Source organism: Thioalkalivibrio sp. AKL6 (assembly GCF_000376905.1).
GTDB lineage: Bacteria > Pseudomonadota > Gammaproteobacteria > Ectothiorhodospirales > Ectothiorhodospiraceae > Thioalkalivibrio > Thioalkalivibrio versutus.
This window is the reverse complement of the sequence record NZ_AQXS01000010.1, coordinates 441,906-467,645: the sequence shown is the minus strand read 5'-3', so window position 1 is coordinate 467,645 and position 25,740 is coordinate 441,906. Positions and strand designations below refer to the sequence as shown.

The 25,740-nt window shown below is 66.3% G+C and carries 22 protein-coding genes; 15 read left to right on the top strand and 7 right to left on the bottom strand.

Going from position 1 to position 25,740, the window contains the following annotated elements; translation table 11 throughout:
- Positions 1-68: 68 nt before the first annotated feature.
- Both D575_RS0110150 and thrC read left to right on the top strand, forming a co-directional pair.
- Positions 69-1,382, top strand: a complete 1,314-nt coding sequence (locus D575_RS0110150; RefSeq protein ID WP_018145811.1) for a homoserine dehydrogenase — start codon at positions 69-71, stop codon at positions 1,380-1,382.
- A 39-nt stretch (positions 1,383-1,421) separates the two neighbouring features.
- Positions 1,422-2,564, top strand: coding sequence for a threonine synthase (gene thrC, locus D575_RS0110145; protein ID WP_018145810.1), 1,143 nt, complete (start codon positions 1,422-1,424; stop codon positions 2,562-2,564).
- A 52-nt stretch (positions 2,565-2,616) separates the two neighbouring features.
- Here thrC and D575_RS0110140 read toward each other — a convergent pair whose 3' ends face one another.
- Positions 2,617-3,402: a RibD family protein gene (locus tag D575_RS0110140; RefSeq protein ID WP_018145809.1), complete on the bottom strand. Its 786-nt coding sequence runs from the start codon at positions 3,400-3,402 to the stop codon at positions 2,617-2,619.
- Between the two features lie 149 nt (positions 3,403-3,551).
- Here D575_RS0110140 and ribA point away from each other — a divergent pair, with 149 nt between their 5' ends.
- Positions 3,552-4,697, top strand: coding sequence for a GTP cyclohydrolase II RibA (gene ribA, locus D575_RS0110135; RefSeq protein WP_018145808.1), 1,146 nt, complete (start codon positions 3,552-3,554; stop codon positions 4,695-4,697).
- A gap of 20 nt (positions 4,698-4,717) precedes the next feature.
- Here the strand turns inward: ribA and D575_RS0110130 are convergent, their stop codons facing one another.
- Positions 4,718-5,521 (bottom strand): creatininase family protein, encoded by an 804-nt coding sequence (locus D575_RS0110130; protein WP_018145807.1) that lies wholly within the window; start codon positions 5,519-5,521, stop codon positions 4,718-4,720.
- Between the two features lie 45 nt (positions 5,522-5,566).
- Positions 5,567-6,346, bottom strand: coding sequence for an FkbM family methyltransferase (locus D575_RS0110125; protein WP_018145806.1), 780 nt, complete (start codon positions 6,344-6,346; stop codon positions 5,567-5,569).
- 160 nt (positions 6,347-6,506) lie between these two features.
- Here D575_RS0110125 and D575_RS0110120 point away from each other — a divergent pair, with 160 nt between their 5' ends.
- The 3 genes from D575_RS0110120 to D575_RS0110110 are packed head-to-tail and all read left to right on the top strand — an operon-like array spanning position 6,507 to position 10,044.
- Entirely contained in the window at positions 6,507-7,664 is a 1,158-nt protein-coding gene (locus tag D575_RS0110120; protein WP_018145805.1) for a ChaN family lipoprotein, read from the top strand.
- Positions 7,665-7,667: 3 nt separating this feature from the next.
- A complete protein-coding gene (locus tag D575_RS0110115; RefSeq protein ID WP_018145804.1) occupies positions 7,668-9,632 on the top strand; it encodes a M1 family metallopeptidase in 1,965 nt (654 codons plus the stop codon).
- Complete coding sequence (locus D575_RS0110110; RefSeq protein WP_018145803.1) at positions 9,622-10,044, top strand: HIT domain-containing protein; 423 nt, start codon at positions 9,622-9,624, stop codon at positions 10,042-10,044. Before D575_RS0110115 ends, D575_RS0110110 begins: the two co-directional genes overlap by 11 nt.
- A gap of 28 nt (positions 10,045-10,072) precedes the next feature.
- On the opposite strand, the gene D575_RS0110105 is transcribed toward D575_RS0110110, so the two are convergent.
- Together D575_RS0110105 and D575_RS0110100 are read right to left on the bottom strand one after the other, a co-directional pair.
- The gene (locus tag D575_RS0110105; RefSeq protein WP_018145802.1) at positions 10,073-10,711 is read right to left on the bottom strand and encodes an OmpW family protein; all 639 of its coding nucleotides are present in this window, start codon (positions 10,709-10,711) and stop codon (positions 10,073-10,075) included.
- Between the two features lie 94 nt (positions 10,712-10,805).
- On the bottom strand, positions 10,806-11,510 hold the full coding sequence (locus tag D575_RS0110100) for an SDR family NAD(P)-dependent oxidoreductase (protein WP_026182116.1): 705 nt from the start codon (positions 11,508-11,510) through the stop codon (positions 10,806-10,808).
- Positions 11,511-11,870: 360 nt separating this feature from the next.
- Between D575_RS0110100 and D575_RS0110095 the strand changes: the two genes are divergently transcribed.
- The 4 genes from D575_RS0110095 (at position 11,871) to D575_RS0110080 (ending at position 15,496) form a co-directional block, all read left to right on the top strand.
- Positions 11,871-13,382: a DUF1538 domain-containing protein gene (locus tag D575_RS0110095; RefSeq protein WP_018145800.1), complete on the top strand. Its 1,512-nt coding sequence runs from the start codon at positions 11,871-11,873 to the stop codon at positions 13,380-13,382.
- A 3-nt stretch (positions 13,383-13,385) separates the two neighbouring features.
- The gene (locus D575_RS0110090) at positions 13,386-13,733 is read left to right on the top strand and encodes a hypothetical protein (RefSeq protein ID WP_018145799.1); all 348 of its coding nucleotides are present in this window, start codon (positions 13,386-13,388) and stop codon (positions 13,731-13,733) included.
- Positions 13,734-13,744: 11 nt separating this feature from the next.
- Positions 13,745-14,137, top strand: coding sequence for a CBS domain-containing protein (locus D575_RS0110085; protein ID WP_018145798.1), 393 nt, complete (start codon positions 13,745-13,747; stop codon positions 14,135-14,137).
- Positions 14,138-14,221: 84 nt separating this feature from the next.
- Complete coding sequence (locus D575_RS0110080) at positions 14,222-15,496, top strand: diguanylate cyclase (RefSeq protein ID WP_018145797.1); 1,275 nt, start codon at positions 14,222-14,224, stop codon at positions 15,494-15,496.
- Between the two features lie 109 nt (positions 15,497-15,605).
- Here the strand turns inward: D575_RS0110080 and D575_RS0110075 are convergent, their stop codons facing one another.
- The gene (locus D575_RS0110075) at positions 15,606-16,367 is read right to left on the bottom strand and encodes a class I SAM-dependent methyltransferase (RefSeq protein WP_018145796.1); all 762 of its coding nucleotides are present in this window, start codon (positions 16,365-16,367) and stop codon (positions 15,606-15,608) included.
- Between the two features lie 183 nt (positions 16,368-16,550).
- Between D575_RS0110075 and D575_RS0110070 the strand changes: the two genes are divergently transcribed.
- The 5 genes from D575_RS0110070 to D575_RS0110050 all read left to right on the top strand — a co-directional run bounded on the left by D575_RS0110070 (position 16,551) and on the right by D575_RS0110050 (position 22,506).
- A complete protein-coding gene (locus tag D575_RS0110070; RefSeq protein WP_018145795.1) occupies positions 16,551-17,894 on the top strand; it encodes a phosphomannomutase/phosphoglucomutase in 1,344 nt (447 codons plus the stop codon).
- A 5-nt stretch (positions 17,895-17,899) separates the two neighbouring features.
- Entirely contained in the window at positions 17,900-19,330 is a 1,431-nt protein-coding gene (locus D575_RS0110065; RefSeq protein ID WP_018145794.1) for a mannose-1-phosphate guanylyltransferase/mannose-6-phosphate isomerase, read from the top strand.
- A gap of 86 nt (positions 19,331-19,416) precedes the next feature.
- Positions 19,417-20,502 (top strand): GDP-mannose 4,6-dehydratase, encoded by a 1,086-nt coding sequence (gene gmd / locus D575_RS0110060; RefSeq protein ID WP_018145793.1) that lies wholly within the window; start codon positions 19,417-19,419, stop codon positions 20,500-20,502.
- The gene (locus D575_RS0110055) at positions 20,495-21,460 is read left to right on the top strand and encodes a GDP-L-fucose synthase (RefSeq protein WP_026182115.1); all 966 of its coding nucleotides are present in this window, start codon (positions 20,495-20,497) and stop codon (positions 21,458-21,460) included. Before gmd ends, D575_RS0110055 begins: the two co-directional genes overlap by 8 nt.
- Complete coding sequence (locus tag D575_RS0110050) at positions 21,457-22,506, top strand: glycosyltransferase family 10 domain-containing protein (RefSeq protein ID WP_018145791.1); 1,050 nt, start codon at positions 21,457-21,459, stop codon at positions 22,504-22,506. The genes D575_RS0110055 and D575_RS0110050 overlap by 4 nt, the downstream gene beginning before the upstream one ends.
- 17 nt (positions 22,507-22,523) lie before the next feature.
- Here D575_RS0110050 and D575_RS0110045 read toward each other — a convergent pair whose 3' ends face one another.
- Positions 22,524-25,682 carry an error-prone DNA polymerase gene (locus D575_RS0110045; protein ID WP_018145790.1) on the bottom strand — a complete coding sequence of 1,053 codons (3,159 nt, stop codon included), beginning with the start codon at positions 25,680-25,682 and terminating at the stop codon, positions 22,524-22,526.
- Positions 25,683-25,740 lie beyond the last annotated feature (58 nt).

Sequence of the window (25,740 nt, the reverse complement as noted above, 5' to 3'; positions counted from 1 at the left end):
CCGCCGCAGACCCTCAACGCAATGAACACGGGGCGCCGCTGGTGCCCGACGTCAAGGACAGCAAGGCTATGACGCCGGTAAAGATCGGAATTCTGGGACTGGGAACTGTCGGCTGCGGGACGATCAACGTGCTCGCGCGCAACGGCACCGAGATTGCTCGCCGCGCGGGTCGCGACATTCAGGTCGTGGCGGCCGCCGCGCGCGACATCCAGCGCGAGCGCGAATGCGATTGCTCGCAGATCCGCCTGACCACCGATCCGGCCGAGGTCGTCAACGATCCGGAGGTCGAGGTTGTCGTCGAACTGATGGGCGGGACGGATCTCGCCCTGAGCCTGGTACTGGCCGCGATTGACGCGGGCAAGCACGTGGTCACTGCCAACAAGGCCCTGATCGCGCTGCATGGCAACGCGATCTTCGAGCGCGCCCAGGAGAAGGGCGTGATGGTGGCCTTCGAGGCGGCAGTCGCCGGTGGCATCCCGATCATCAAGGCGATCCGCGAGGGTCTCGCCGGCAACCAGATCGAGTGGCTGGCCGGGATCATCAACGGTACCGGAAACTTCATCCTCAGCGAGATGCGCGACAAGGGTCGCGACTTCGAGGACGTGCTGGCCGAGGCCCAGGCACTGGGCTATGCCGAGGCCGATCCGACCTTTGACGTGGAGGGGATCGACGCCGCGCACAAACTGGCGATCCTGGCCTCGATCGCCTTCGGCATCCCGCTCCAGTTCGACCGTGTCGCGGTGGAGGGGATCAGCGATATCACCCGCGAGGATGTCGGCTTCGCCGCTGAACTCGGTTATCGCATCAAGCACCTGGGCATTGCCCGGCGGACGCCGAAGGGCTACGAGCTGCGGGTGCACCCGACGCTGATCCCGGAGCGCCGGCTGATCGCGAACGTCGACGGCGTGATGAACGCCGTGCTGGTGAATGCCGACGCCGTCGGCCCGACGCTTTATTACGGCGCCGGGGCCGGGGCCGAGGCGACCGCCTCCGCAGTGGTGGCCGATCTGGTCGACGTGGTGCGTGCCCTGACCACCGATCCGGAGAACCGCGTGCCGCATCTGGCGTTCCAGCCGGATGCCCTGTCGGACAAGCCGGTGCTGGACCTTGCCGAGGTGGAGACCTCCTTCTACCTGCGCCTGCGCACCCAGGACCGGCCCGGCGTTCTGGCCGACATTACCCGTATTCTGGGCGAGCACGGCATCAGCATCGAGGCGATCCTGCAGCGCGAGCCGGACCCGGAGCGCGGCGAGGCCACGATCATCATGCTGACACACAAGGTTCGCGAGGGCGCGATGAACGAGGCAATTGCCGCGATCGAGGCCCTGGATCACCTGTTGACCCCGATTACCCGTATCCGCATGGAAGGACTGGCGCGCTAGTCGGCGCTCTATCCCTTTCGCAACGACGAAGAGAACACTATGGCCTTTGGACATCGCTATACCGGACTGATCGAGCGCTACCGTGACCGCCTGCCGGTACACGACGACACGCGCATCATCTCGCTGGGCGAGGGCAACACGCCGTTGATCCGCCTGAACAACATCCCGCGCGCGCTCACGCGCGAGGTCGAGATCTACGTCAAGTTCGAGGGGCTGAACCCGACCGGCTCGTTCAAGGATCGCGGTATGACCATGGCCGTGACCAAGGCCATCGAGGAGGGTTCGCGCGCGATTGTTTGCGCATCCACCGGCAACACCTCGGCGGCCGCCGCCGCGTATGCGGCGCGCGCCGGCATTACCGCGTTCGTGGTGATCCCGGACGGCAAGATCGCCCTGGGCAAGCTCGCCCAGGCGATGATGCACGGCGCCACGGTGATCCAGATCGAGGGCAACTTCGATGACGGCATGCGGCTGGTCAAGGAGGTTGCCTCCAATACGCCGGTGACGCTGGTGAACTCGGTGAACCCGTATCGCCTGCAGGGCCAGAAGACGGCTGCCTTCGAGATCGTCGAGGAGCTGGGCCGCGCCCCGGACTACCACTGTCTGCCGGTGGGCAACGCGGGGAACATCACCGCGCACTGGATCGGGTATAGCGAGATGGCGGCCAAGAGCAGCGACGACGTGACCGACGCCTGTTCCTATTGCAAGGGCCACTGCAAGTACGCCGGTGGCGGCATGGTGGGTAACCGTCCGCACATGGTCGGCTATCAGGCGGCGGGATCCGCACCGTTCATGCGTGGGGCGATGGTCGATAACCCGGACACCGTGGCGACCGCGATCCGCATCGGCCATCCGCAGTCCTGGGACATGGCCTGGAAGGTCCGCGAGGAATCCGGTGGCTGGTTCGACGAGTGCCAGGACGACGAGATTCTGGCTGCGCAGAAGCTGCTGGCGGAAAAGGAAGGCGTGTTCTGTGAACCGGCTTCTGCCGCGTCGCTGGCGGGTGCGCTACGCGACATCCGCGAGGGCAAGATCCAGGAAGGCTCCACCGTGGTGTGCACCCTTACGGGCAACGGCCTGAAGGACCCGGATACGGCCATCGCCCAGAGCGTGATTCAGCCAGCCAAGGTCCCGGCGGAGCTGGACGCGGTCTCCCGCGCGATCCGCGACAACCTGGTTTGAGGCACCGCGCCATCGCGCGTGACGCGATGGCGGCGAACGAATCTGGGTCGGGTCAGGGCTTGCTGCGCAGGTCCAGGTCGAACAGGGTGTCGCCGCCCAGTCGGAAGATACGGCAAGGCGGGCGCAACGCCTGATCCAGAGAATCGATCTCCGGCAGCGTCACACCCGGGCGCCCGGAGCCGATCAGCATGGGCGCGATGGTCAGGTGCAGCCGGTCCAGGGTGTCGGCCTCGAGAAAGCGCGAGACCGTCTGGCCGCCGCCTTCGACCAGCAGGCGATGCAGGCCCATCTCCGCGAGTTGGCCGCGGATCCTGGCGGGGTCGAAGCGGTCGTCGGCCCCGGTGGGCATCTCCAGGCATTCGACATGCTCGGGCAGGCCGCAGGGTCCATACCCGGCCGCGTGCAGGACAATGGTCCGGACCTCGGCATTGCGAAAGACATGGGCATCAGCGGGAATGCGGCCATCGGGGTCCAGGATCACGCGGACCGGGTTGGGGCCCTCGGTCTTGCGCACGGTCAGGCGAGGGTCGTCGGCTACGACCGTGCCGGCGCCGACGATCACGGCATCGACCAGGGCCCGCAGGCGATGCAGGCGCTCGATGTCCTCGGGGCCGGTGACGTAGTGCGACTTGCCGCTCGCGGTGGCAATGCGCCCGTCCAGGCTCTGGCCGAGCTGGGCCACGGTGATGCTGGGGGCCTCGACGATCGGGCCGTAGAGATCCAGCAACTCGTGGGCACCCGGTGCCAGGGGGCCGGGCAGGGGGCAGCACCCGGGATCGGCCCGCTGCGCGAGCAGCCAGCGCCAGGCCTGCTCCTCGGTTACCGGATAGGCCGTCATGCCGCAATCCTCGGGGTTACGGGACCGCAAGTAGCGAGTTGGGGTAGGCTAACGCCGTCTTCGACCTGCCTGGCCAAGCCGGGAACCGCATCCGGGGAATTCGCGGTTTGCGGGCTGGTCATAAACAAAACTCCGTATGGAAGCACCCGATGCACAACGCCGATCGCGGGATCTTTGATCTTCGCCGGGGCCATCCGGTCCTGGTGAGTGGTTCGCAGTCGAGTGTACTCGTTGCGGCCGTCGAGGGGCTGACCCCTGTGTTGCTGGATCGCCTGACCCACATGACCGGGTCCGCGCCTCGACTGATTCTAACCGCGCACCGCGCCTCTGCAATGGGCTGGTCCCAGCCGCTGCAGGAAGGCTGGGAAGGTGTGGCCCTGGAATTCGCTCCGAACACCGATCCTGAGGCCCTGTTTACACTGGCCAGCGCCCCGGAAGCCTCGAACGAGACGACCCATCCGTACGCCGCGATTGGGCAGCCCACGGTGGTTCGTGCGCTTCCCGCAGAGGTCGCGGCCCTGGAGCTTGTGCGTGCGGGGCGTCTGTTGCCGGCGGTGGTGGCCGCGCCGGTCCCCGAGCCGGTGCCGGAGGCCATTCGCGCGGCGCTGGCGGATGGCATGTTCCTCGACGTCGACGAGCAGGAGGCGCGCGCGGTGGCCAAGCACCCGCGCCTGGAACTGGCCTATGTCAGTGAGGCCCCGGTGCCGCTGGCGGACGCGCCGGTGACCCGGTTCATGCTGTTCCGCGAGGGCAACGGGATCCTGGAGCACGTCGCGGTACTGATAGGGGAGCCCCGTGACTGGCCGGATGCGGTACCGGTCCGGCTGCACTCTGCCTGTCTGACCGGGGATCTGTTCGGCAGCCTCCGCTGCGACTGCGGTGATCAGCTGCGCCTGGGCGTGAAGACCATCAATGACTCGGGCGGCGGCGTCCTGTTGTATCTGGCGCAGGAGGGTCGTGGTATTGGACTCGCCAACAAGTTGCGCGCCTATACCATGCAGACGGCCGGACTGGATACCATCGATTCCGATTGCCAGCTGGGTTTCGAGGCCGATGGCCGGCGCTACGACGCGGCGGTGGAGATGCTGGAGTTCCTCGGCATCGACAGCGTGCGGCTATTGACCAACAATCCCGGAAAAATGGATGCCCTGCGTGCCGGTGGCATCGACGTGGTGGCACGCGAGCCGGTGCATGGCAAGCTGAATCCGCACAACCTGCGCTACCTCAGCACCAAAGCCGACCGTGGCGGCCACTGGCTCCAGGAGCTGCTGGCTTCGGAGGCCGAGCGCGGCTGACGCGCGACTCTACGTCTCTGTCAGGGGGCGAGGCGCGTCAGGTCGAACTGGACCGCGTCGCGGATCGTGGCGGCCAGCGTGCCGGCGTAGTGTTCCACCAATTGCTGTCCCAGTTCGGCGGTTGCGCCGCGGGCATCCCCGACGACACCGGACGGGTGGAGGTCGCCCGCCATCCAGGCGAAGGCCGTGCGCCCTTCGGGTTCCAGCACTTCCAGTTTTTCTGCGAGCTCCGCGCCCAGTGAAGGCGCGTCCAGGGCCGCTTCCATGCGCACGTGCTCCGGAGCGAGGAACCGCATCATCGCGGTCTCGAGCAAGCCACCGTGCAGGCCGTGGCGAAGCTCGTCGGGCGCGATGCGGGATGCGTCTGGCGGGGGCTGGGTGAAATAGTGATGCTTGACCACAAGCATGCCGTGGGCGCGGCGCAACTCCAGGGCAGCGAGGTCGCAGATCGCGGTATTGCCGCCATGACTGTTGACGAGCAGCAGGCGCCGCAGGCCGCTGCGGGACACGCTGTCGCCGATGTCGCGCAGGGTGGCCAATGCGGTTTCGGGCTGCAGGCTCAGGGTGCCGGGGAAGCCGGTATGTTCGGTACTGGTGGCGATTGCCACCGGCGGCAGGACCGCGAGCGGAAGGTCCTCCTGTATGGTCTCGCAGGCGGCCTGCAGCAGGCCCAGCCCGATGCGGTAGTCGGTATCCAGCGGCAGGTGGGGACCGTGTTGTTCGATGGCCGACAGGGGCAGGATCGCGACCGCATCGCGCGCGGCGAGCGCGGCGATCCCGTCGCTCGTGTGGTGTTGCCACCAGGGGAGGTTGTCGGCGTTCATAGGCTCAGCCTTGCCGCTCGCACCGGTCCCGTCAAGGCGACCCCATCAAACGGCGTGTCGGCGGGCGTACAGGTCGCCCGAACCCAGGTTTTCGCCGTGTCGCTCCAGCCAGGCAAGGATCGCTGCGGCGGATTGCCAGTCGGCGAATTGATACTGGCGGCGTTCGCCGCGGATCAGGTTGTATTCGTACGTGCCCAGTTCCGCCAGCTGGTCGAGGCAGTCGCGGGTGACGTCCAGCGCGCCGGCCACGAACTCGAAGGACAGGGCGGAGATGGGGTAGCTCAGGCCGCGCAGAACCTCGGCCTCCATGCCCTCCACATCGATCTTGCAGAAGGCTGGAGGCCCGTATTCGGCGATGAGCTGGTCGAGGGTGACCATGGGCACCGCGATCTCTTCGTCCCAGCGTACGTGTTCAAAGCTGCGGTTGCGGGTGCGCAGTGATCGCACCCAGGAACGCGAGGCGGAGGAGACGGTCGGGTGACGTCGGCTGACCTGCAGCTGTGCGGTACCTGGGCGTGGCCCGGCCACCTCGCGTCGAATCGAGATGCCCGGGCGCCCGCGCACCGCGCGGCGCAGCCAGGGCAGGAGCTGCGGTTGCGGTTCCAGGGCGACCACACGCGCGCCAAGATCGGCAAAGGCGCGGGTACGGTCGCCGACATGGGCTCCGATGTCGAACACCAGATCCCCGGACTGAATAAACGGGGCATACATATGCTGGAGTCCGCGCTGGCGTCCGGGGCGGCGATAGATGATCAGGGACCGCAGGACACCGATGGTCTGATCCAGCCAGGCCAGGTGGCGTGGGTTTTGCGGGGGTGTGCTCATCCTTTCAGGCTAACCGAGCGGAGCTCTCGGGGGAACGCTGGAGGCGCCGCAGGGTCTTCTGGATAGTTTGGCCGTGCCGGGACCCGATCTCCGGGTTCGTGGAAGAGTGGGCGTTGGAAAATGGTCCCGCGCGTAGTGGGTTCGCAACGAGGAGTACTGCATGCAGGCGGATTTTCGGGTGGGGACATGGGTGGGCGCGGTTGGCCTGCTGGCGACCTTGTTGGCGGGTACCGTGAAGGCGGGCAGTGATTGTCCGGCTCCGGGGGCGTGGTCCACGCCGGCGGGCGAGCCGCTGGATGCCGCCGAGCTGTATGCCGACCTTGCCACCCGCGAGGTGGTGTTGCTGGGCGAGCGCCACGACCGGATGGATCATCATCGCTGGCAGTTGGGCACGCTTTCTGCGCTGCATGGTCAGCGCCCGGACATGGTGATCGGGCTGGAAATGCTGCCCCGCTCCAGGCAGCCGGCGCTGGATGCCTGGGTCGCGGGCGAGCTGGACCCGGAGGCATTCCTGGAGAAGAGCGGTTGGTACGAGCACTGGGGTTTCGACCCGGAGTTGTACTGGCCGATCCTGCACTTTTCCCGGGTCCACGACGTGCCGCTGCTGGCGCTGAACTTGGAGCGGGAGTATATCCAGCGTCTGGGTCACGAGGGCTGGGATACCGTGGATGCCGATACGCGCGACGGGGTGTCGGCCCCGGCCGCGGCGAGTCAGGGCTACCGTGACTATCTGGAAGCCGTGCTGGAACGTCACCCAGCGGGCATGGGACCGGATCCGGAACGGTTTATCGCGACGCAGTTGGCGTGGGATCGGATGATGGCTGGTGGGATTGCGGCGCGCATCAAGGCGGGCGGCGATACGCCGCCACTGGTGGCCGCGATCATTGGCTCCGGGCACCTGGAATACGGCTATGGGGTGCCGCATCAACTTGCCGATCTGGGCGTAACCGAGGCCGCGGTCTTGTTGCCGCGCGAGCCCGGCGGTTGTGCGAACAGCGATCCGGCGCTTGCGCACGCCGTCTTCGGTGTGCCACACGACGAGCGTTTTGAACGCTCGAGTTTGATGCTGGGCGTGCACCTGGAGTCCGATGACGCGCCGGGGATTCGCATCCTGCGTGTGCAGGAGGGGTCAGTCGGTGAGGAGGCCGGCCTGGAGGCTGGAGATCGTGTTTTGCGGGCAGGCGAACAGACCATCCGCGCCGCTGGCGATCTGCAACGCGTGGTGCAAGCGACTCCACCGGGCATGTGGCTGCCACTGCAGATCGAGCGTGAGGGCGAGCGGCTTGAGCGCGTGGCACGCTTTCCGCGCGAGGACTGACGCATGCGCCTGGGGTTGTTGGTGTGCAGTGTTGTGTTGTGGCTGGCCGGTGGAGCGGCTTCGGCCGACACGGCATACGATGGTGTGACACTGGAGGTGGAACTGGATCCCAGCCAGGCGCGGCTGGAGGGGCGGTTCGAGGCGGATCCGGCCCGGATCGATCCGGCCTCGCTGCGCCGGTTCCGATTGGATCCGGGCATTGCCGTGGATGCGGTGACGCTCGGCGGCCAGGTAGTCGAGTTCGACCGCCGCGAGGATGGTTGGCTGGAACTGGCGCGCGAGCCGGGAGCGGATGACGGGCCTTTGGCGATCCGCTATGGGGCGCGTCTTTCGGCACCGGACCAGGCACGTCCCGGGAGTGGATATCTGGGCCCGGACGGCGGGTATCTGCCGCCGGGCGCCGACTGGTATCCGCGCCGTCCCGATGCCGAGCCCCACGCAGTGCGTATCGAATTGAGGAGCCTCGGTGGCCATCTCGGGGTGGCTTCCGGCTCCCGCGTGGCCGAAGAGCGCCGGGGTGACGAATACCATGCCACGTTCGAGCACCCCGCTGGTCGAGCCCTGGCGGTCGCCACCGGCCCCTGGGAGTCGGCCGAGCGGCGGGTCGGAGATGTGGAGGTACGCACCCTGTTTCCGGTCGGCCTCGAGGAGCGATTCGGGGAGACCTATCGCGAGCAGGTGGCCAAATACCTGCAGCGCTTCAATGACGAGATCGGCCCGTACCCGTTTGCGACCTTCACGATCGCCGCGAGTCCGCAGCCCGTGGGACTGGCGTTTTCCGGCTTTACGTTGTTGGGGGAACGTGTGATTCCGCTGCCGTTTATTCCGTACACCTCGCTGGGCCACGAGGTCCTGCACGCCTGGTGGGGAACCGGAGTGTACGTGGATTATTCCGCAGGCAACTGGTCGGAAGGGCTGACGACCTACATGGCCGACTATCAGTTCAAGCGCGACCGCGGCGAAGGACGGGAGGAACGGGGCCAGTGGCTGCGCGATTACGCGGCCTTGCCGGCCGGCGAAGATCGCGCGCACGGGAGCTTCCGGGGCGGCAATTCGGGGGCGGCTCGCATCGCCGGCTATCACCGCGGCGCGATGCTGTGGCGAATGCTGGAGGATCGAATCGGGCGCGAGGCGCTGCTGTTGGGTGCGCGGGCCCTGTACGACGAATGGCGCTTTCGCGAGGCGGACTGGGACGCCGTGATCGGGGCGTTCGACGGAGCGACGGATGAAGATCTGCGGCCCTTCTTTTCCCAGTGGGTAGAGCGCCCCGGCGCGCCTGTGCTGGAACTGACGGGACTGCACCGCGAGGCGCGGGGGAACGGTTGGCGAGTACAGGGCCGGCTGCAACAACGCGACGAGCAGGCCCCTTGGGAGCTGTATGTGCCGCTGGAGCTGGAAACCGAGAACGGCCGCGAGACGCATTGGGTCGAGCTGAATGCGGCAAAGAAGGGGGTTTCGCTGGAGACCTCCAGCCGTCCCCAGGCCATTGCCATCGACCCCGACTGGCGAATGTTCCGCCATCTGGCAGCGGACGAGTCGCCCGCCATCCTGCGTCAGGGGGCGCTGGACCCGGAAGCCCGGGTGGTGGCGCTGGACGATGCGGACCCTTCTGAAGTAACTCCCTGGCTGGGTCGAGTGCCGGGCTCCGCGGACGACGCAGAAGGCATGCGGATCGTGCTGGGCTCGCATTCCTCCGTGGCCGACTGGCTGGGGCGGCGTGGCCTGCCGAGCGACCCTGTCGCACTGGCGAACGCAGGCGAGATCGGCTCGGGAGCGCGGGCCTGGGCCGTACCGGATTCCCGGTTGGTTGTGATCAGTGGGGCGGACGCGAATACACGGCGCGAGGTATTGGCCGCATTGCGGCATCGATCCCACTACAGTTACCTGTTGCCCGGCGCGAAGGGCGAATGGCAGACCGGCCTCTGGTCCCAGCCGGGAATATGGCAGGAGCTTGCCAATGACGATTGAATTTCCGCTGGATCCACGCCTGGAGGCCGATACCTGGGCGGCGGCCGAGTGGCCACTCTCGCGGCTGCGGTTGATGGATCATCACGACTATCCCTGGTTCATCCTGGTGCCGCGTCGCGCCGATGTGCGCGAACTGCATCAACTGGCCCCCGAGGATGCCATCCAGTTGGCTCGCGAGTCCGGTGCACTGGCGCGGGCGATGGAGCAGGCCTTCGCCCCGAAGGCGCTGAACGTGGCCAAGCTTGGCAATATCGTGGAGCAGCTGCACCTGCATCATGTAGCACGCTGCGAGGGGGACCCGGCGTGGCCCGGCCCCGTGTGGGGTGCCCCGAAATCGCGCGGGCTGGAAACGCAAGAGGCCGAGGACCGCATTGCGCGGGTCCTCGGCCTCGTCGGAGACGTCGGCGGCTAGGCCGACGTTATGCGGTTACGTCGGCGCCTCAGAAGCGTCGGCCGACGCCGAAACCAACCACCATCGGGTCGATGTTGACCGTCCCGATGTCCGCACCGCCGAGGCTGACGTCACTGTCGATATCGATCCAGCGAATCTCGGCGTTGACGAACCAGTCATCCGTGATGGCGTAGTCGAGTCCGGCCTGCACCGCCGCGCCCCAGGAGTCGTCCAGATCCAGGTCGCCGAGCGAACTGCGGGTCCGGAAGAAGTGGGTGTAGTTGACGCCGGCACCCACGTAGGGACGGAATTGCGTACCGGTATTGAAGTGGTACTGCAGGCTCAGGGTCGGTGGCAGGTGCTTGGTGCTGCCCACGCGGCCCACGTTCTCAAGGTGGATGTCGTGCTCGAAGGGCCAGGCCACCAAGAGCTCCAAGCCTAGACTATCGGTCAGCATGTAGGCGATCGTCCCGCTGGGTTTGGCATCCGATCGAACGTTGACGTCGGTCGTTCCGCCGAGCAAAGAGCCATTGTTCGACTTGGGCTCGACATGATGCAGACCGCCACGAACGAGCCAGTCGCCAGCGGAGACATCGGCGTTGGCAGCGGTCGCGTGGGCCGGGATCATGGCTGCGGGGGCCAGCAGGCCGGCTAGGGTCAGAGCGCGCAGGGTGGTGGAACGTTGCATGTCGAGCCTCCGAATCGGTGTATGTTCGCAGGCACTATCCCGCCAACGGTATTAGCGGTTGTTGATGCAGATCATGGTTGTGGCGGGTGAGCGTTCAGAAAGGCAGGCGCTGGCCCTCGAAGTCGTGGAAGCTGCCGGACTGGTCGGCCTCCAGATGGTCCAGGACACCGAGCAGACGTTCGCTTGCGTATTCGGGGCTGAGGATCTCCGGGGCGCGTGACCGGTACGGCTCCGACAGACGGGTGTCGCAGGTGCCAGGCTGAAGCGCAATCACCAGCGCATGGCGATGGCTGAAGCGTAGTTCCAGGGCCGTGGTCCGCACGATCTGGTTGAGCGCGGCCTTGGAGGCGCGATAACTCACCCAGCCGCCCAGGTGGTTGTCCTCGATGGAGCCCACCCGGGCCGAGAGGGTGGCCAGGATTCCCTTGCGGCCCCGCGGGAGCAGGGGTGCCAGGTGCTTGAACAGTAAGGCCGGGCCGATGGCGTTGATGGCGAAGGCATGGGCCATGATCGTCGGGTCGAGATCGCGCAGGCGCTTCTCCGGCCCGTGGCCGTCGATGGTCAGGATGCCGGTGGCGTCGAGGATCAGGTCCCACTCGGGTGCCTGGTCTCGCAGCCAGGCGGCGGCGTGTTCGATGCTGGCCTCGTCGAGCAGGTCCACGGGCGGGGTGCTTTGGCGTCCGAGGCCGACCACGCGTTCGCAGTTCGGGTCGTTCTCCAGGTGGTCGACAAACGCGGCACCGAGGCCGCCCGTGGCGCCGATGACTACAGCGCGATAGGGTATCTGCAGGGATTCCATGCAGCGTACGACCATTACGCTTGCGATTGATTCCGGGGCGGCGCCTCGGTTAGGGAAACACTGATTAATGTACACACTCGCGTTGGTACCCCAGGTTTTCCGAGACAAGGCGTGTCGTGCAGCGGGTAGTGGTTCTACCCGCAAGCGGCGCAACGCAGGATCGGGGAACCTGGGGTGCCAACCCCACAAGCCATTGCAAAGCAGGGGCTCGGCCGCCCGTGCTTATCAAAAACGGGCGTGCGCACGGCGTTGCGGCTCCCTTGTGCAGAATGACTGCACGGCGGTCGCCGCGCCTTGTTCGCACGCAAAAGCGACTCGAGCGCGAGTGTGTACATTAATTAGTGTTTCCCTAGGGAGCGCATGAATTTTCTCCACACCCTGGGTCATGCGGCACGCAACCTCGCTCCGATCGTGATCGTGGTGGCGGTGTTCCAGGCGCTGGTGCTGCGCACGGTGCCGGATGGCCTGCTGTCGATGGTGGTGGGCCTGGCCATCGTGGTGTTCGGCGTGGCCTTGTTCCTGCAGGGCCTGGAGATGGGGATCTTCCCCATCGGCAAGAACCTGTCCAACGCACTGGCGCGGCGTGGATCGTTGCTGTTGCTGATGGCCTTCGGCTTTACGCTCGGGTTTGCGACGGTGATCGCGGAGCCGGCCCTGATCGCGGTGGCGGAGCAGGCGGAGGTGATCAGCGAGGGCCGTATCGAGGGCATGGTGCTGCGGCTGATTGTCGCGCTTTCGGTAGGGGCCGTGGTGGCGCTGGGGATCCTGCGCACGGTGCTCGGACATCCGCTGCACTGGTACATTCTGACCGGCTATGTGCTGGTGGTGCTGGTGACCTTCTTTGCCCCCGAGGAGATCGTGGGCCTGGCTTACGATTCGGGCGGGGTGACCACGAACATCGTGACGGTGCCGCTCGTGGCGGCACTGGGCCTGGGGCTGGCGGCCTCCATAAGCGGGCGTAACCCACTGCGCGACGGCTTCGGGCTGGTGGCGCTGGCGGTGATGGTGCCGATGATCACGGTGCAGATCTACGGGATCATCGTGTTCACGGGAGCGGAGATCGCGGCTCCAACCGGCGCCGAGACAGCGGCCATGGATCCGGGAACCGATCTGCCAGGCGCAGGCGAGCGGCACTGGCTGTCCGCGATGGGCATGGACCTGTTGCTGATGCTGCGTGACGTGGCACCGATCATCGCAGTGATCGTGGTGTTCCAGTATTTCGTGCTGCGCAAGCGCATCCCGTATCTGCCGCGGGTGATGTTCGGTTTCGTGTTGGTGGTGCTGGGGCTTTATGCCTTCGTGGTAGGGCTGAAGCTGGGCCTGTTCCCAATCGGCGAGAGCATGGCCGAGCAGTTGATTACCAACGAACTGTTCGTGTGGGTGTATTTGTTCGCCTTTTCCATCGGGTTCGCGACCACCATGGCGGAACCGGCGCTGATCGCGATCGGCCAGAAGGCCGAGGAGGCCGCTCGCGGTTCGTTGCGCGGCAACGTAATCCGCATCCTGGTGGCGCTGGGCGTGGCCATTGGCATCACCATCGGAGTGCACCGCATCCTGGCGGGGGACTCCATCCACCACTACATCATGGGCGGCTACCTGCTGGTTATCGTGCTCACGATCCTGGCGCCCAAGCAGATCGTGGCACTGGCCTTCGATCTTGGCGGGGTGACCACCTCCGAGGTGACTGTGCCCCTGGTGACGGCTCTGGGGATCGGCCTGGCGACGCACCTGGATGATCGCAACGTACTGATCGACGGCTTCGGTCTGATCGCGTTCGCGTCGATATTTCCCATCGTCACGGTGATGCTCTATGCGATCGCCGTGGATCTTTACGAACGCTGGTCCGCTCGCGACGAGCGGCAGGAGGAGTGAGCAATGCGATTTTCTGCACTGGTGGCCGTCCTCTCGGATGATCTGGAGGAGCAGGCGATTGCCACGGCCAAGGAAGCTGGCGCAGGTGGCGTAACCATCATGGATGCGCGCGGGATTGGCGCCGAGGCCCGCAGGACGTTTCTCGGCATGACCTACGAGGGCAGTCAGTCGGTCCTCTTGTGGGTGCTGGAGAAGAAGGTGGCCCTGGACGTGCTCAAGTGCATCTCGAGGGAGCTGGACCTGGCCAATGACCCCCGGGGAGTGGCCTTTACGGTGGATGTGGCCCATCTCGCCGGTATCGGGCGCAAGCAGATCGAGCAGTTCCAGGAACAGGTCAAGGAAGAACTCTGACGGAGAGCAACATGCTGGTAAGCGAAATTCTAAGACCCAATGTCGTCACTGTGTCTCCCCTGGCACCGCTGCGCGAGGCGATGCAGCTGATGCGCAAGCATGGCGTCAAGTCGCTGGTGGTGGAGAAGCAGCACGCCCACGATGCCTACGGCATCATCACCTACACCACCATCCTCAAGACGATCGTGGCGGAAGAGGGCGATATCGACCTCTCGAATGTCTATGATGTCTGCACGAAACCGGTGATCACGGTGCCCGCCGAGATGGATGTGAAGTACGTCGCGCGGCTGATGGTGAGCCAGGGGATCCGGCGGCTGGTGGTGCTGAAGGGCAACGAGCTGGAAGGGATCGTGACGACCAGCGACATTGTCGGATCGATCCTCGAGATGGCGGACATGGACTGAACCGCGCCGCCCCAAGCGGGTCGGATTTCAGTGACCTCGCGCATGACCCCGTGTCGTGCGTTCATTTTTTGCAGAAGGCCCGATATGGCGTCCGTGTCGATCATCGAGGGGTTCGAGAAACTCCGACTGCTGGATGCCGCTATCGAGCAATCGTACAACTCGGTGGTCATTACCGACGCCGATCTGGACGGCGGTCCGCGGATCGTTTACGTCAATGCGGGTTTCGAGCGCATGACCGGGTATTCGCGGGAGGAAGCCCTGGGGAAAACCCCGCGTATCCTTCAGGGTCCGGCAACCTCGCGCGCCGTTCTGGACAGGTTGCGCGGGGCCCTCGTCAGTGGCGAGTATTTCGAGGGCGAAACGGTCAACTACCGCAAGGATGGCTCCCCGTACGAGGTTCGCTGGCACATCTCGCCCGTATATGCCAGCGATAACGACCGTGACATCACCCACTTCGTCTCGGTACAAAAGGACGTTACCGAGGAGCGGCGGCGGGATGACGAGCTGCGGCTATTGTCGACCGCGCTTGAGGTGTCGGTGGACCCCGTGCTGATCACCGACCCCGAAGGCACGATCACCTATGTGAACGCGGCCTTCGAGGAGCAGACCGGATACAGCCGGAATGAAGCGGTAGGCAAGAATCCGCGGTTCCTTCAGTCCGGTCAGCAGGAGCCCGGGTTCTATCGCGAGATGTGGGATACGCTCGCGCGCGGCGAAGCCTTCCGTGGCGAGTTCGTGAACCGCCGTCGCGACGGCACCCTGATGAACATGGAGCAGAGCATCAGTCCGGTGACCGATGCCCATGGCCGGGTGACGCACTACGTGTCGATCAGCAAGGATGTGACCGATCGAGTGCGCATGGAGGACGAGATCCGGCGCCTGGCGCATACCGACTGGCTGACGGGGCTGGCCAACCGCCTGAGCCTGGGCAACACACTGGAGGCGGAGATGGAGCGCAGCCGCCGCTACGGACGGCCCCTTTCCCTGATCATGTTCGATATCGACCATTTCAAGGACTTCAACGACGACTACGGCCACGAGACCGGAGATGACGTCCTCAAGCGGCTGGCCGATACGGTGCAGGGCGCGTTGCGCGAGGCGGATGCCCTTGGGCGCTGGGGCGGGGAGGAGTTCATGGTCGTCGTGCCGGAGACCCCTGGCGTGGGTGCCGAGGCCATGGCCGAAAAGCTGCGCAAGGCCGTGGCGGCCATGGAAACGGCGTGCCCGGTGTCGGTTACGGCGAGTTTCGGGGTGACCGAGATGCGCCAGGGCGATACCCCCAAGACCTTCGCCCGCCGAGTGGACGAGGCGATGTATCAGGCCAAGGAGGCGGGTCGTAACCGCGTCGTCTTGCTGTGAGGCCGTGGTTCCGGTGGTGCGTCGGCGGCCCCAACGAAAACGGGCCGCCCCCAAAAGGGCCGGCCCGTCCTGTCGGGGATGCCATGCCCCGCTATCGGCAGCGTCCGGACTACGCGCGGCGGCGCAGCACCCAGATCTCCAGCAGGGCCCAGTCTTCGCCCGGATAGTTCTCCTGCTCCAGCGGCGACAGGCGGCGATGGCGGCTGGCGGTGCTACCGACGAATTCCAGGTGTTCCAGCAGCAGGCGCTTGGTCGCGTCGGCCTTTTCCAGGGCGAAGGGGTTCAGGAAGTTGACCAGCATGTAGCCCTCGCGCGGGGTCTCGGCGAAGGAGCGGATCAGCTTCTCGATTGCCGGCGGGTCCAGATAGACCAGCGATGCGGTGGAGATCACGATGTCCGCGTCGGCCATGGACTTTTCGATCGCGGCCTGGGTCTCCGGTGCGGGCTGGTTCAGGTCGGCCTCGAAGGTTTCGTCGAACAGCCCGGCGCTCTTGCCATAGGCCAGCGCGTTGCCCGAGATGTCGATGCCGGTGGTCTTCATCGGCAGACGGCGCGGGGCGGCGACGGTCTTGCAGGTCTGCTCATCGGCCCAGTTGGCGCGGATCGCCTCGACATCCATGTTGTGGATGGCGGCCATGGTGGTGTTGCCAAAACAGCAGCACAGGTCCACGTAGTTCAGGGTCTTGCCGGTGGCGGCCTGTTTCTCGGCCCAAGGAAGGATCAGCCGGTCGAAGGTTTGCCGGTTGAAGTCGTCGGAGATGTAGTCGAGCGCGTCGATGATGCGCTCCTTGAACGGCACCGGGGTCTCGGCGACGTAGATATCGTCGAAATGCTGTTTCTTCTCCTCGGTCTTCACTTGCGGCTCACTCATCGGCTTTTCCTCGTTGTATAAACCCACCATGCTCGGGGGTATGCGTGTAGAGCGTCAAGTAACGGCACTCACGCCAGTGATGCTGGCATGGCCTCGCGGAGCCCTTTGGCTATGTATCATGAAGGTGTACGCAACGGATTTCTGTCCGGTGCGGGAATCGAATGATGCCGGTAAGGGGCGTGCATGAAGATCGACTGTTTCAAGGCCTACGACATACGTGGCCGGGTGCCGGACCAGCTCAATCCGGATGTGGTGCGAGCGATCGGGCGCGCCTTCGCCGAGGAGATCCGGCCGGGACGCACGGTCGTCGGGCACGATATCCGCCTTTCCAGCCCGGAACTGGCGCGGGCGCTCACCGAAGGGCTTACGGCGGGCGGGAGTGATGTTGCCGATATCGGCATGTGTGGCACCGAAGAGGTGTATTTCGCCACCGCGCACTATGGGGCCGGTGGCGGGATCATGGTGACGGCCAGCCACAATCCGCTGGACTATAACGGGCTGAAACTGGTACGCAGCGATGCGCGCCCGATCAGCGGGGATTCCGGGCTGCAGGCGATTCGCACTCGCGCTGAGCGCGGTGACTTCCGGCCCATGCCCCACGGGCAGGTCCGGCACCTGGATCATCGGGCGGACTACATCTCCCGGTTGCTGGCCTCGGTCGACCGCGAAACCTTGCCGAAACTCAAGGTGGTCGTGAACCCCGGCAACGGGGGCGCGGGGCCGGTGCTGGAGGCCCTGGAGCCGCATCTCCCGTTCGAGCTGATCCGCGTCAATTTCGAACCGGATGGGCATTTCCCCAATGGCATTCCCAATCCATTGCTGCCGGAGAACCGCGCGGCCACCGCGGAGGCGGTGCGCAAGCACGGCGCCGATCTGGGCGTGGCCTGGGACGGCGACTTTGATCGCTGCTTCCTGTTCGACGCCGAAGGCAACTTCATCGAGGGGTATTACATCGTGGGCCTGCTGGCCGAGGCATGCCTGGAGGGGCACGCCGGGGAGCGCATCGTCCATGATCCGCGCCTGACCTGGAACACCATTGAGATGGTGTGTGCCGCGGGGGGCGAGCCCATCCAGTCCAAGACCGGACATGCCTTCATGAAGGAGCGGCTGCGCCACGAGGATGGGATTTACGGAGGCGAGATGAGTGCTCACCACTACTTCCGGGACTTCTACTACTGCGATACCGGGATGTTGCCCTGGTTGCGGGTGGCCGAGCTCATGGGCCGGCGCGGTCAAACGCTGGGCGAGATGGTGGCCGAGCGCATGGCGCGCTTCCCCTGCAGCGGCGAGCTGAACTTCGAGGTCGAGGACGCCGCTGCCGCCACCGATCGGGTGATGCAGGCCTACGCGTCGGAAGCCGTGGGGCTGGATCATACGGATGGCGTCAGTCTGGAATTCGCGGACTGGCGCTTCAACCTGCGCAGTTCCAATACCGAGCCGCTGCTGCGGTTGAATGTGGAGACCCGCGCCGATCCGGCCCTGCTGGAACGCCGCGTGGACGAGATTTCACGCCTGATACGGGGGTAAGGCCGATGGAACATACGCAAAGCCGGACGGAACTGCAGCCGGTGATCCTGGCCGGCGGATCGGGGACTCGGCTGTGGCCGGTATCGCGCAGTCACTACCCCAAGCAGTTCCTGCCCCTGACCGGGGAGCAGACGTTGCTGCAGCAGACGGCCCAGCGGCTGTACGGCCTGGGCGCGTCGGCGCCCCTGGTGCTGGCCAACGTCGAGCATCGCTTCCTGGCGGCCGAGCAGTTGCGGGCGGCAGGTGTGGAGCATGCCCGCATCGTGCTGGAGCCGGAGGGGCGCAATACCGCCCCGGCAATCGCCCTGGCCGCATTGCAGGCGCAGGTGGAAGGGCGCGACCCGTTGTTGCTGATCTTGGCGGCGGACCACCACATCGGTGATCCCGAGGCCTTCCAGGCCGCCGTGGCGCGAGCCATGACGCTGGCGGAGGCGGGCCACCTGGTGACCTTCGGGATCGTACCTACTGCTGCGGAGACCGGTTATGGCTACATCCAACAGGGTGAGTCCCTGGGGGAGGCCGGGGCGCGAGTGGCGCGTTTCGTCGAGAAGCCGGATGCCGCCACCGCGCGCGAGTACGTCGACAGTGGCGATTACCTCTGGAACAGCGGCATGTTCGTGTTCCGCGCCTCGCTGTACATGCAGGAGTTGCAGCGTTTCGAACCGGGCATCGTCGAGGCTTGTCGCGCCGCGCTGGAGGGCGCTCGCGAGGACCTCGACTTCCTGCGGGTGGACCCGGAGGCCTTCGCCGCGGCCCCGAACATCTCGGTGGATTACGCCGTGATGGAGCGCACCGAGCACGCCGCCGTCACACCGCTGGCCGCCGGTTGGAGCGACATCGGCTCGTGGTCCGCTCTGGCGCGCGTGCGTGGTATGGATGAGCAGGGCAACACCCTGCGCGGGGACTGCCTGCTGGAAGATAGCGAGGGCTGCGTGGTGGATGCCGACGGCCTGCTGGTCGCCGGCATTGGCCTGCGCAACCTGGCCGTGGTCGCCACCCGTGACGCCGTACTGGTTGCCGACCGCGACCGCGTTCAGGACGTCAAACTCATCGTGGAGCGCCTGAAAGCGGACAACCGCAGCGAGCACGTCAATCACACGGCGGTTTATCGTCCCTGGGGGTGCTACGAATCCATCGATACCGGGGCGCGCTATCAGGTCAAGCGCATCACCGTGAACCCCGGTGCGCGTCTTTCCCTGCAGATGCATCATCATCGAGCCGAACATTGGGTAGTAGTCAGCGGCACCGCGCGGGTGACCAATGGCGAGCAGAATTACCTGGTCACCGAGAACGAATCGACCTTCATCCCGATTGGCCAGGTTCACTGCCTGGAGAACCCCGGCGCGCTCCCGCTGGAATTGATCGAGGTGCAGTCCGGAAGCTACCTCGGCGAGGATGACATTGTCCGCCTGGAGGACGTGTACGGCCGCGCGTGACCGGGCATCGGGTGGTTCCGGGAATGCTATGATCCGCCCTTTTGGGCGGCGCGCGGACGGGGCGTGGCCTGCGAGCAGGAGTTGGCATGGCCAAAGTGGCATTGATCACCGGGATTACCGGGCAGGACGGGGCCTACCTGGCCGAGTTTTTGCTGGACAAGGGCTACGAGGTGCACGGCATCAAGCGCCGCTCCTCTCTGTTTAATACCGATCGTATCGACCACCTGTATCAGGATCCGCACGAGAGTGATCGCCGGTTCATCCTGCATCATGGCGACTTGACTGATTCGACCTGCCTGATCCGCATCATTCAGCAGGTGCAGCCGGACGAGATCTACAATCTCGCCGCGCAGTCGCATGTCGCGGTCTCGTTTGAGGAGCCGGAGTACACCGCCAACTCCGATGCCCTGGGCACGCTCCGCGTGCTGGAGGCGATCCGCATCCTTGGCATGGAGCAGACCACGCGCTTCTATCAGGCCAGCACCTCGGAGCTCTACGGCAAGGTTCAGGCCACCCCGCAGGACGAGACCACCCCGTTCTATCCGCGCAGCCCGTATGCGGTGGCCAAGCTGTATGCCTACTGGATCGTGGTGAATTACCGCGAGGCCTACGGGATGTATGCCTGCAACGGCATCCTGTTCAACCACGAATCGCCGGTGCGCGGCGAAACCTTCGTCACCCGCAAGATTACGCGCGCCTTGGCCCGCATCAAGCTGGGGCTGCAGGAACGCCTCTATCTGGGCAACCTGGATGCCAAACGGGACTGGGGACATGCCCGTGACTACGTCGAGATGCAGTGGCTGATGTTGCAGCAGGAAACCCCGGACGACTACGTGATCGCCACCGGCGAACAGCACAGCGTGCGCGACTTCGTCGACGCCGCAGCGCGCGAGCTGGGCATGCGCATCGAATGGCGCGGCGAGGGCGTGGACGAGCAGGGCTTCGACGAAAAGGGCCGCTGCATCGTGTCGGTGGACCCGCGCTATTTTCGTCCCACCGAGGTCGAGACCCTGTTGGGGGATGCCAGCAAGGCCAAGCGCGAGCTGGGCTGGGAACCGCGTATTCGCTTTGACGAACTAGTGGCCGAGATGGTGCGCGAGGATCTCAGGAGTGCCGAGCGGGACGAGTTGGTGCGCGACCACGGCTACCGGACCCTGAGTCGCCATGAGTAAATTGCAACGCGTCTTCGTCGCCGGACACCGCGGGATGGTGGGCCGCGCGGTGTGTCGCCAGCTCGAGGACTGGCCGGGGGTGGAACTGCTGACCCGCAGCCATGCGGAGCTGGACCTGACCGATCAGGCGGCGGTCGAGGCCTTCATGCGCGTGGAGCGCCCGGATCGGGTCTACCTCGCGGCGGCGAAGGTCGGGGGCATCCATGCCAACAACACCTATCCGGCCGAGTTCATCCGCGACAACCTCGCGATCCAGACGAACGTGATCCATGGCGCGCACGGAGCGGGCGTGCGGCGGCTGCTCTTTCTCGGGTCCAGCTGCATCTATCCGCGCGAGGCGCCGCAGCCGATCCCCGAGGAGGCCCTGCTGACCGGGCCGCTGGAGCCGACCAACGAGCCCTACGCGATTGCCAAGATCGCCGGCATCAAGCTGTGCGAGAGCTACAACCGGCAGTACGGCACGGATTACCGCTCGGTGATGCCGACCAACCTCTACGGCCCGGGTGACAACTATCACCCGGAGAACAGCCACGTGATTCCCGGGCTGATCCGGCGCTTTCACGAGGCGAAGCGGGCCGGAGCCGGGCATGTGACCGTCTGGGGGAGTGGCACCCCGCGCCGGGAGTTCCTCCACGTGGATGACATGGCGGCGGCCTGTGTACACGTGATGAACCTCGATCACGTGACCTACGCAGAACACACGCAACCGATGCTGAGCCATATCAACGTCGGCACCGGCGAGGATCTAGCGATCGCCGATCTGGCGCGGCTGGTGGCCCGGGTGGTCGGCTTTGCCGGCGAACTGCGTTTTGACACCTCGCGGCCGGACGGGACGCCGCGCAAGCTGCTGGATGTCTCGCGACTCGCGGCGCTGGGATGGAAGGCCCGGATCGAACTTGAAGAGGGCCTCGCGGGAGCTTATGCCGAATTCCTGGAACGCGGCGGGGAGAGGCCGTGACGGACCCCGTGTCGCGTCCAATCCGGGTCAAGTTCCTCTCGACCATGCGCGAGAGCATCTGGCGCCACCAGCTGCCGGACGGTGAAGGGCGGTGGGGAGACTGCGAGTTCATTTTCGATCCCCAGGCGACGGAATACGACTGGCTGGTGGTCTACGACGAGTTTCCCTCGAACACGGGGCGTAATCGGCACTACAGCGAGCAAATGGCCTGCGGGGCCGAGCGCACTCTGCTGGTAACCATGGAGCCGCCGTCCATCAAGTCCTATGGCCGGCGTTTTACCCGGCAGTTTGGTCGCGTGCTGACCTCGCACCCGGAATGGGCCCTCAAGCACCGTCGGCGCATCCATTCCCAGCAGGGGATGCTCTGGTACTACGGTTTCGGCAGTCAGGGCGAGCGGCCGTACAACGAGATGCGGGCGAACCCGCCGTTGGAGAAGACCCGCGAGATCGCCACCATGTGTTCGGCGAAACGCCAGCGCCACACTCTGCACCGGCGGCGCTATGACTTCACCTGGGCGCTGAAGGCCGAGCTGCCAGAACTGGAGATCTTCGGCAAGGGGGTGCAGCCGCTGGATGACAAGGCCGAATGCCTGGATGCGTACCGCTATCACCTCGCGGTGGAGAACTACGTGGGGCCGCATCACTGGACCGAGAAGCTGGCGGACGCCTTTCTCGGCGCGACGCTCCCGTTTTACTACGGTGCGCCCAATGCGGCGGACTATTTTCCGCCGGAAAGCTTCATCGCGGTTGATATCGATGACGTGGAGGGGACGGCGGAACGCATTCGCCGCGCCATCCGCGACAACGAGTATGAACAGCGCCTGCCACACATCCTCGAGGCCCGGCGCCGGGTGCTGGAGGAGTACAACCAGTTCGCCGTGGTCTCGCGGATTATCGAGGCTGCACACGACACCGAGCCGGCTGGTCCCACGGGGCAGTGGATCCATTCCCGCCGCGCCCTCCGGCGCCGCGATCCGCTGGCCGCTTTGGAAGGAGCCTGGGAGAAGGTCAGCCAGCGCATCGGCCACCTCGCCGGACGTACCTGAACTGGCCGCTTTGCGGTTCAGCCGAAGTCGCGGGAGTGGGTGGCGAGTTCGCCGAGCCAGGTGCTGCGGTCGATCAGGTGCTGCACGATCAGGTGGCCGACGCCTTCGCTGTACTGCCACTCGCCGTGGGCCTCCAGCAGGCGGCCGTGCAGGACCTCGGCGCGAAAGTGCTCCACCCGGTCCGGCCAGACGATCAGGTTCAACGTGCCAGTTTCGTCCTCCAGGGTGAGGAATACCGTGCCGTTGGCCGAGCCGGGGCGCTGGCGGGTGATCACCAGTCCGGCGTAGCGGGCCCCGCTGTAGCCGGGCTGTTCGAGTAGCCGGGCGGCGGTGGACAGTCGGTGCTGTTCCAGGAATGGGCGCATTAGCGCCAGCGGGTGCGGGCCCAGGCTCAGGCCCTGGGTGGCGTAGTCCTGCACCAGGTCGTCCACCGCATCCGGGCGGGGCAGCAACGGGGTCACGTCGGCCTCGCGCACGGTCTCGCCCGGACCCTCGGCGAACAGCGGCAGAGGCTCCTCCACCGCCTCGGTCGCCCAGCGCGCCTGGTGGCGGTTACCGGCCAGGCCCTTCAGGGCGTCGGCGCGCGCGAGGCGATTGGCCTGGGCGCGGGTGAGCCTGGCGCGAGCCACCAGGTCCGGCACGTCCGCGAATGGCCGCTCAACGCGGGCGGTGACCACGCGCCCGGCGACGTCGCGGGCCAGCCCGCCGACGCGGTTTAGGCCCAGGCGCAGGGCCAGCGCGTCGCTCCCGGCCAGCGGTTCCACCGTGCACTCCCAGTCACTACAGCGCACATCCACCGGGCGGACCTCCACGCCGTGGCGGCGGGCGTCGGCGACGATCTGCGCCGGGGCGTAGAAGCCCATCGGCTGGCTGTTCAGCAGGGCGCAGGCGAAGATCGCGGGCTCGTGGCACTTGAGCCAGGACGAGACATAGGTGATCAGCGCAAAGCTCGCCGAGTGCGACTCGGGGAAGCCGTATTCGCCGAAGCCGAGGATCTGCTTGTACAGCTGCTCGGCGAATCTCTCCGGATAGCCGCGTTCGCGCATGCCGTCCATCAGGCGCTCGCGGTAGCGCGCGAGCTGGCCGGTGCGCCGCCAGGCGCCGATCGCGCGGCGCAGCCCGTCCGCCTCGCCGGCGGAGAAACCGGCCGCGACCATCGCCAGCTCGATCACCTGCTCCTGGAAGATCGGCACGCCCAGCGTGCGTCCGAGCACGCGTTTTACCTCTGCGTTCGGATAGCGCACCCGCTCCGGGTGGGCGCGGCGCTTGAGATACGGGTGCACCATCTCGCCCTGGATCGGGCCGGGGCGCACGATGGCGATCTCGATCACCAGGTCGTAGAAGTTCGCGGGCTTCAGGCGCGGCAGCATGCTCATCTGCGCGCGCGACTCGATCTGGAACACGCCAAGGGTGTCGGCCTTCTGCAGCATGCGATAGACGGCCGGGTCCTCGGCGGGGATGTCGGCCAGGCCCCAGTCGCGGCCCCGGTGATGCGCCATCAGCTCCAGCGCACGGCGCACGCAGGAGAGCATACCCAGCGCCAGCACGTCGATCTTCAGCAGGCCCACCGCGTCCAGGTCGTCCTTGTCCCACTGGATCACGGAGCGTTCCGGCATCGCCGCGTTCTCGATGGGGACCAGCTCGTCCAGTCGGCCGTCGGCGATCACGAAGCCGCCGGTGTGCTGCGACAGGTGGCGCGGGAAGCCGAGCAGCTCGGCGGTCAGCGTCTGCCACTGCCGGGCCAGGGCGCCGCCCGGGTCCAGCCCGACCTCGCGCAGGCGCTCGGCGGGGATGCCGTCGTCCCACCAGGCGAGGTTGGCGGTCAGCGCATCCAGCCGTGCACGCGAGATGCCCAGCGCCCGGCCGACATCGCGCAGGGCGCTGCGGCGGCGGTAGCGGATTACCGTGCAGGCCAGCGCGGCGCGCTCGCGGCCGTAGCGCCGGTAGATGTACTGGATCACCTCCTCGCGGCGTTCGTGCTCGAAGTCGACGTCGATGTCCGGCGGCTCGCCGCGCTCGGCGGAGATGAAGCGCTCGAACAGCATGCTGGAGCGCGAGGGGTCCACTGCGGTGATGCCGAGTGCGTAGCACACAGCCGAGTTGGCGGCCGAGCCGCGCCCCTGGCACAGGATCCCGCGGCCTCGGGCAAAGCACACGATGTCGTAGACGGTCAGGAAGTACGGCTCGTAGCCCAACTCGCGGATGATGCCCAGTTCGCGTTCGATCTGTTCGCGCACCGGGGCCGGGATGCCATCGGGCCAACGCTTGAGCGCGCCCTTGAGGGTCTCCTCGCGCAGGTAGGCGGATGGGGTCATGGTCTTCGGCAGCGGGTCGGTGGGGTAGCGGTAGGTGACCGCGTCCAGAGAGAAGTCGCAGTCCCGCGCGAGGGCCACACTGGCCTCAAGCCAGGCGGCGGGATACAGCGCGGCCAGCTCGGCCCGTGGGCGCAGGCAGCGTTCCCCATTGGGGAAGCGTTCATGCGCCGCCTCCGCGACCGTCGAACGCAGGCGCAGGGCAGTAAGCACGTCCTGCAGGGCGCGCCGCCCGCGCCGGTGCATGTGCACGTCGCCGCAGGCGACGAGCGGGAGTCCAGTGGCGGTTCCCAGCGCCTGGGCGCGGGCCGTCAGGGTGGCATCTTCGGGGATACGCAACTGGCTCACGGCCAGGTGGCCCTGACCTGGGGCGGCCCATCCGGACAGCCAGTGGGCCGCTTCGGCGAGCGACGCCCCTGGGCTGTCGGCCTCGACCCGCAGCAGGCTGTGCCAGCCGGTGCGGCTCTCGGCGGGCAGGGTATCCAGGTCGGCGCGCGTCAGGTGGTAGTGTCCCTTGTCCGCCGCGCCGCGGGCCCGAGTGATCAATCGACACAGGGCGGCGTATCCCGTGGGATTGCGCACCAGAAGCGTCAGGGTGGGGCCATCGGCCAGCCGGAAGGTCGCCCCCAGGATCAGGTGTAACCCACATTCCTTTGCTGCCGAGTGTGCTCGTACTACACCCGCCAGCGAGGCGATATCGGTCAGCGCCAGCGCGCGGTAGCCCAGCGCCTGCGCCCGTTCGACCAGTTCCTCCGGGTGCGAAGCCCCGCGCAGGAACGAGAAGTTGCTGAGCGTCGTCAGTTCGGCATAGGCCGGGGGGGCGACAGGATGCCTGCGAGTGGGGGGATGGGCTGCGGATTCCATATACTGTCGATATATACAGTATATGGAATCCGTCCCACAATGACCGGGGGGATCGCCA

What these genes read in the sequence shown, in the direction of transcription:
- D575_RS0110150 (WP_018145811.1), top strand. Translation starts at nt 69, where the DNA reads ATGACGCCGGTAAAGATCGGAATTCTGGGACTGGGAACTGTCGGCTGC.
- thrC (WP_018145810.1), top strand. Translation starts at nt 1,422, where the DNA reads ATGGCCTTTGGACATCGCTATACCGGACTGATCGAGCGCTACCGTGAC.
- D575_RS0110140 (WP_018145809.1), bottom strand. Translation starts at nt 3,402, where the DNA reads ATGACGGCCTATCCGGTAACCGAGGAGCAGGCCTGGCGCTGGCTGCTC.
- ribA (WP_018145808.1), top strand. Translation starts at nt 3,552, where the DNA reads ATGCACAACGCCGATCGCGGGATCTTTGATCTTCGCCGGGGCCATCCG.
- D575_RS0110130 (WP_018145807.1), bottom strand. Translation starts at nt 5,521, where the DNA reads ATGAACGCCGACAACCTCCCCTGGTGGCAACACCACACGAGCGACGGG.
- D575_RS0110125 (WP_018145806.1), bottom strand. Translation starts at nt 6,346, where the DNA reads ATGAGCACACCCCCGCAAAACCCACGCCACCTGGCCTGGCTGGATCAG.
- D575_RS0110120 (WP_018145805.1), top strand. Translation starts at nt 6,507, where the DNA reads ATGCAGGCGGATTTTCGGGTGGGGACATGGGTGGGCGCGGTTGGCCTG.
- D575_RS0110115 (WP_018145804.1), top strand. Translation starts at nt 7,668, where the DNA reads ATGCGCCTGGGGTTGTTGGTGTGCAGTGTTGTGTTGTGGCTGGCCGGT.
- D575_RS0110110 (WP_018145803.1), top strand. Translation starts at nt 9,622, where the DNA reads ATGACGATTGAATTTCCGCTGGATCCACGCCTGGAGGCCGATACCTGG.
- D575_RS0110105 (WP_018145802.1), bottom strand. Translation starts at nt 10,711, where the DNA reads ATGCAACGTTCCACCACCCTGCGCGCTCTGACCCTAGCCGGCCTGCTG.
- D575_RS0110100 (WP_026182116.1), bottom strand. Translation starts at nt 11,510, where the DNA reads ATGGAATCCCTGCAGATACCCTATCGCGCTGTAGTCATCGGCGCCACG.
- D575_RS0110095 (WP_018145800.1), top strand. Translation starts at nt 11,871, where the DNA reads ATGAATTTTCTCCACACCCTGGGTCATGCGGCACGCAACCTCGCTCCG.
- D575_RS0110090 (WP_018145799.1), top strand. Translation starts at nt 13,386, where the DNA reads ATGCGATTTTCTGCACTGGTGGCCGTCCTCTCGGATGATCTGGAGGAG.
- D575_RS0110085 (WP_018145798.1), top strand. Translation starts at nt 13,745, where the DNA reads ATGCTGGTAAGCGAAATTCTAAGACCCAATGTCGTCACTGTGTCTCCC.
- D575_RS0110080 (WP_018145797.1), top strand. Translation starts at nt 14,222, where the DNA reads ATGGCGTCCGTGTCGATCATCGAGGGGTTCGAGAAACTCCGACTGCTG.
- D575_RS0110075 (WP_018145796.1), bottom strand. Translation starts at nt 16,367, where the DNA reads ATGAGTGAGCCGCAAGTGAAGACCGAGGAGAAGAAACAGCATTTCGAC.
- D575_RS0110070 (WP_018145795.1), top strand. Translation starts at nt 16,551, where the DNA reads ATGAAGATCGACTGTTTCAAGGCCTACGACATACGTGGCCGGGTGCCG.
- D575_RS0110065 (WP_018145794.1), top strand. Translation starts at nt 17,900, where the DNA reads ATGGAACATACGCAAAGCCGGACGGAACTGCAGCCGGTGATCCTGGCC.
- gmd (WP_018145793.1), top strand. Translation starts at nt 19,417, where the DNA reads ATGGCCAAAGTGGCATTGATCACCGGGATTACCGGGCAGGACGGGGCC.
- D575_RS0110055 (WP_026182115.1), top strand. Translation starts at nt 20,495, where the DNA reads ATGAGTAAATTGCAACGCGTCTTCGTCGCCGGACACCGCGGGATGGTG.
- D575_RS0110045 (WP_018145790.1), bottom strand. Translation starts at nt 25,682, where the DNA reads ATGGAATCCGCAGCCCATCCCCCCACTCGCAGGCATCCTGTCGCCCCC.